Origin of the sequence: Gemmiger formicilis, assembly GCF_016901605.1 — a bacterium.
GTDB classification, from domain to species: Bacteria; Bacillota; Clostridia; order Oscillospirales; family Ruminococcaceae; genus Gemmiger; species Gemmiger formicilis_B.
The window spans coordinates 1-496 of record NZ_JACJKP010000421.1; the positions used below are offsets into that span (position 1 = coordinate 1).

At 64.9% G+C, this 496-nt stretch carries 1 pseudogene; it reads right to left on the bottom strand.

The features are described from left to right. A pseudogene (locus tag H6B10_RS15240) lies at nt 1-496 on the bottom strand (chromosome segregation protein SMC); the annotation flags it as partial.

A 496-nucleotide genomic window follows, 5' to 3' on the forward strand; every position in this document is an offset into this window, starting at 1 on the left:
TCCAGCGGCAGGAAGGTGGCGCGGCCTGCCCGTTCCTCTTTCAGGAACGCGATGGCGGCCCGGGCGCAGCCCTGGTCCTCCACCACGATATTTTGCAGGGCAAAGCCCAGCGCCGTTTCGATGGCCACTTCATAGCCTTTTTGCACCGTGAGGATGCCCGCCACGGGACCGATGATACCCCGCAGGCGGCGTCCGCCGGCAGCCCGCATGACGCTCTTGACGCTTTGCTGGTACCCGTCCATGTTGCGTTCCAGCTCTTCCAGAATATGGATGCGCTGGGTCGCGTTGGAACGTGCCCGGTCGGCCTGCTGCAGTGCGTCGGCGGCTTCGGCCTGCTGACGGCGGCGGCTTTCCAGTTTGAGTTTGAGACCCGCCTTGATGTTGTCATTGCGGGTAACAGCCTCCTCGGCTTCCTGCAAGCGACGGGTGGCCCGGGCTTTCTCCGCTTCGGCGTTGTCTGCGTTGGCCTGGGTTTCCTCGGCCTGGCGCTGGGCTT